The organism is Kocuria sp. WN036 (assembly GCF_002287015.1).
GTDB classification, from domain to species: domain Bacteria; phylum Actinomycetota; class Actinomycetes; order Actinomycetales; family Micrococcaceae; genus Kocuria; species Kocuria rosea.
Map to the genome: position 1 here is coordinate 1 of NZ_NSKF01000057.1, position 4307 is coordinate 4307.

Here is a 4307-nt window from a genome sequence, read left to right on the forward strand (position 1 = left end):
TAGGTGGTGGCGGCGACGGCCGCGGCCTCCTGGGCGAGGGCCTCGTCCCCGCCGGCGCGGGCGATCATCGGCTGCTGGTGGCCCAGGGAGGCGACGCAGGAGCCCGAGGGCGCCACGGCGACGTCGTAGTCCACGGCGGAGAAGGCCTGCACGTGGTTGCGGACCACGGGCAGGGCGTCGTCGAAGTAGCCGCTGTTGACGTGCATCTGGGAGCAGCAGCCCTGGCCGGGCGGGAACACCACCTCGTGGCCGAGCCGCTCGAGCACCCGCACGGTGGCCAGCGCGACGCGCGGATACATCGCGTCCACGATGCACGTGGCGAACAGGGCGATTCTCATGCGACCTCCGGAGTCGGGAGCGGGAAGACGGGACGACGACGCCGGGCCGCCTGTGGTCTGACCATAGTAGGACTATGAGCCGTACCACACAACCAGGGCGGCAGGCGGCGAAAACATTGCGCCGCAGGGGTTGGAGGTGTGACCTGGCTCATGTACTCTTCGTGGTCAGACCATTGTGGTCCGACCATACGGTGGTCGCGTGTGAGGTCCTTCCCGAACTCGTGTGCGGGAAGCACCGAACGACCACCCGACCGACACCAGGTCTGTACTGCTCTCCGCAACTCTCAGGGGAGCGCATCGAGATCACTGGGGCCGGGATGAGCTACGCATCGCGTCCCGGAAACCCCGACCCAGCCCGTACCACGCACCCGGCCCGACCCGTCACCCGCGATCCTCCGGGGCAGGGCCCAGAAAGGATCTGTCCGTGGACAATCTCGCTGTCCTGAGCCTTCTGGCTCTGCTGCCCCTGCTGTTGGTGGGTGTGCTGTTGGCCGGTTTCCGTTGGCCGGCGAAGTTCGCGATGCCGGTGGGCTACCTCGCGGCCGTCGTGGTGGCGCTGACCGTGTGGCAGATGAGCTTCACCGGAGTGCTGGCCGCCACCATCGAGGGCCTGATCGTGGCCATCACCATGCTCTACATCGTCTTCGGCGCCCTGCTGCTGCTCGCCACGCTCACCGTGGGCGGGGCCATGGCCACCATCCGCGCTGGCTTCAACAACATCTCGGCCGACCGGCGGATCCAGGCCATCATCATTGGCTGGCTCTTCGGCTCCTTCATCGAGGGCGTCTCTGGCTTCGGCACCACCGCCGCGGTCGTGGCCCCGCTGCTGCTGGCCATGGGCTTCCCCGCGATGGCCGCCGTCATGATCGGCCTCATCGTCCAGTCCACCCCCGTGAGCTTCGGGGCGGTCGGCACGCCCATCCTCGTCGGGGTCGCCAACGGCCTGGGCGGGGACCCCGCGGTCGCTCAGCGCGTCGAGATTCTGGGTGTGACCATGCCCGAGTTCATCAATTCGATCGGCTTCTACACCGCGGCCATCCACGCGATCGTGGGCATCCTCATCCCGCTGATCCTCGTGACCCTGCTGACCGGGTTCTTCGGCCCCGACCGGCGCTTCCGCGACGGGCTGGCCGTGTGGCCCTTCACCGTCTACGCCTCCCTGGCCATGACCGTCCCCTACGTGCTGGTGGCCCGCTTCCTCGGCCCCGAGTTCCCCTCGATGTTCGGCGGGCTCCTCGGCATGGTGCTGGTGATGTTCACCTCCAGCCGCGGCTTCCTCATGCCCAAGGACACCTTCCAGTTCGGCCCGCGCGCCGACTGGCCCACCCGCTGGATGGGCACCATCGAACCGGCCGAGGCCACCGACGTCTCCACCCACATGAGCACGGTCCGCGCCTGGGCCCCCTACGCCCTGATGGCGGGGCTGCTGGTGGCCACCCGTGTCATCGCCCCGCTGAAGGAATGGCTGACCGGCCTGGCGATCCCGTTCGAGAACATCCTGGGCACCGAGATCACCACCACCGTCCAGCCGTTCTACCTCCCCGGCTTCGTGCTGATCCTCGCCTCGGCCTTCGCCTACCTGCTGCACCGGATGAACTCCCGCGAGATCGCCCAGACCCTCAAGATCTCGGCCGGCCAGCTCGCCGGCACCGCCGCCGCCCTGCTCTTCGCCGTGCCCCTGGTGCGGGTGCTCATCCAGTCCGGCCCGGCCCTCAACGACTCGGGGCTCTCCAGCATGCCGGTCACCCTCGCCGAGGGCGCCGCCGCGATCTCGGGCAGCTCCTGGCCCGTGATCGCCCCCTGGATCGGCGCGCTGGGCGCCTTCGTGGCCGGGTCCAACACCGTGTCCAACCTGACGTTCTCCCAGTTCCAGTTCTCCACCGGCGCCGCGATCGGTCTCGACCGGCCCGAGCTCGTGGTCGCCGCCCAGGCTGTGGGTGGGGCCGGTGGCAACCCGATCGCGATCCACAACATCGTGGCGGCCTCCGCCACCGTGGGCCTGCTCGGGCGCGAAGGCGACCTGCTGCGCAAGACGATCATCGTGACCACCTACTACTGCCTCGCGGGCGGTGCGGTCGCGTACCTCTTCATCCACGGGGTGGGTCTCAACCTGGGCACCGTCATGCTGGTCCTGCTCGTCGCCGGACTGGCCCTCATCGCCCGCTGGTTGTGGCGCAAGGACGCGCCCGCCAGGAGCGAGCTCCGGGTCTGATCCGGCACGTGGGGCCGGTGCCGACGGCATGTCAGGTGCCGGCCCCACGCCTCCGGGGCCCCGAGGCTGCGCCCGACCCATCCGGTCAGGTGCAGCCTCGCGGTCTCTCTAGAATGGTCCGGTTCCCCATATACCCTCCAGGAGCCCCTCGTGCCCGCGGTCACACGCACCTACACCCTCGTCCTTGACTGGCTCGAGGAACGCCTGCGCTCCGGGGAGATCTCGGTGGGCGACAGACTGCCCGCAGAGCGCCACCTGGCCGAGGAGTTCGGGATCTCCCGCGCCTCGGTCCGCGAAGCATTCCGGGTCCTCGACGCCATGGGCCTGGTCCGTTCCTCCACCGGGTCCGGGCCCAACGCCGGGGCGATCGTCATCTCGGACCCCTCGGCCGCACTCGGCTGGGCGCTGCGGATGCACGTGGCCAACCGGTCCTTGCGCATCCGCGATCTGGCGCAAACCCGACTGCTGCTCGAGACCCAGTCCGCCCACGAAGCCGCCACCGCCCCGGACACTCCCCAACGCACCGCGATACTCGACCAGGCCACCGAACTGGTGGCCGCCATGGATGACCCGGACCTGCCGGACGAGCGCTTCCACGCCCACGACGCGCAGTTCCACATCCTGCTCGCCTCTCTGGCCGGCAACGTGGTGGTCGAGACGATTATGTCCTCGCTGCGCCAAGCCACCATCGGCTACGTCCAGGAGACCGTCGCCGACCTCGAGGACTGGCCGAAGGTACGCCAGACCCTTCAGGAACAGCACAAGAGCATCCTGGAGGCCTTCCAGCAGCGCCGAGGCGCAGACGCCGCCGACGCCCTGCGCCACCACATCATCTGGTTCTTCGAACTCAGCGACCACCGCTAAAAAGCGGTACCCAGAGTCCCGCATCACCCAGGATCGTTGACCGCTGCGCACTGACCGTTCCCGTCAACACGGGACCGCGTGCACGAACCACCCCAGGCACATCCCAGCGGACTGCATACTCACACCTCAAGAGCCTCCGGCTCCAGCCGGCCGCGACCGACCCCTGCCTCGTGCCGCCGCGGGGAAGCCATGCGCGTTCCAGGCCGAGAACACCGCGCGCCGATACCGCACCACGGAGCGCATCACATCGGGACGACCACGCACCATGGGCTCACCGCACTCCGGATGACCACCCCGAGGCCACAACCCAACCCAGAAGCGCCGACGAAAGGCACCGCCACCATGACCAGCCCCGACCCCGGCCCCGTCCCCGTCCCCGTGGAGGACTGCACCGTGCTGCAAGCAGGTGATCGCATAGATGTCCACCTTGCCGGTGACCTCTACTACCGCGGACTCGTCGAGGAGACCATGCCACTCCTCCACGTGGTGTGGGCCCGAGAACTCGGAACCGGCGAACGGAAAATGTTCTCCACCGACGAGAACCGCATCTTTCGGCACCCACCACCAGCCACCCCAGAAAAGCGCTGACGAAGACCTCTCCTGAAGGCACGCTCCACCGTTGTGACGGAAATCCGTGGAGCGCAGGGACTGTAAGAAAAACGGTGTGTGAGGGTCCGGCCTGATCCGAAAGGAGACGGCCGTGTCAGAGTCCACGACCGAGATGACAGGCACGATGATCGATCCCGTGACGGGAGAGATCATCGATCAGAAGGACCTCGCCGAGCGGCTGCTTGCCCAGGCGAAGGAGCAAGGAGTGAGCCTGGTCGGCCCGGGCGGGCTGCTGAACCAGCTGACGAAGAACGTGCTGGAAACCGCCCTGGAAGCCGAACTGA

4 protein-coding genes and 1 pseudogene are annotated in these 4307 nt (G+C 68.2%); 4 read left to right on the forward strand and 1 reads right to left on the reverse strand.

Features of this window, described 5'->3' with window-relative positions:
• Positions 1 to 338 (reverse strand): heterodisulfide reductase-related iron-sulfur binding cluster (locus CK505_RS17905; RefSeq protein WP_255250998.1); only part of this gene is annotated, 338 nt, incomplete at its 3' end.
• A 424-nt stretch (positions 339 to 762) separates the two neighbouring features.
• On the opposite strand from CK505_RS17905, the gene CK505_RS17910 reads away from it, so the two are divergent.
• From CK505_RS17910 to CK505_RS17920, 4 genes and pseudogenes are all read left to right on the forward strand, one after another.
• A complete protein-coding gene (locus CK505_RS17910) occupies positions 763 to 2550 on the forward strand; it encodes an L-lactate permease (RefSeq protein WP_095651902.1) in 1788 nt (595 codons plus the stop codon).
• A 150-nt stretch (positions 2551 to 2700) separates the two neighbouring features.
• Positions 2701 to 3414 carry a FadR/GntR family transcriptional regulator gene (locus CK505_RS17915; protein ID WP_095651903.1) on the forward strand — a complete coding sequence of 238 codons (714 nt, stop codon included), beginning with the start codon at positions 2701 to 2703 and terminating at the stop codon, positions 3412 to 3414.
• Positions 3415 to 3756: 342 nt separating this feature from the next.
• Positions 3757 to 4002 carry a hypothetical protein gene (locus tag CK505_RS18295; RefSeq protein WP_141246871.1) on the forward strand — a complete coding sequence of 82 codons (246 nt, stop codon included), beginning with the start codon at positions 3757 to 3759 and terminating at the stop codon, positions 4000 to 4002.
• Positions 4003 to 4147: 145 nt separating this feature from the next.
• Positions 4148 to 4307: pseudogene (locus CK505_RS17920) on the forward strand (IS256 family transposase); the annotation flags it as partial.

Excerpts from the sequence above, each read along its gene's own strand:
- CK505_RS18295 (WP_141246871.1), top strand. The coding sequence starts at position 3,757 with ATGACCAGCCCCGACCCCGGCCCCGTCCCCGTCCCCGTGGAGGACTGC.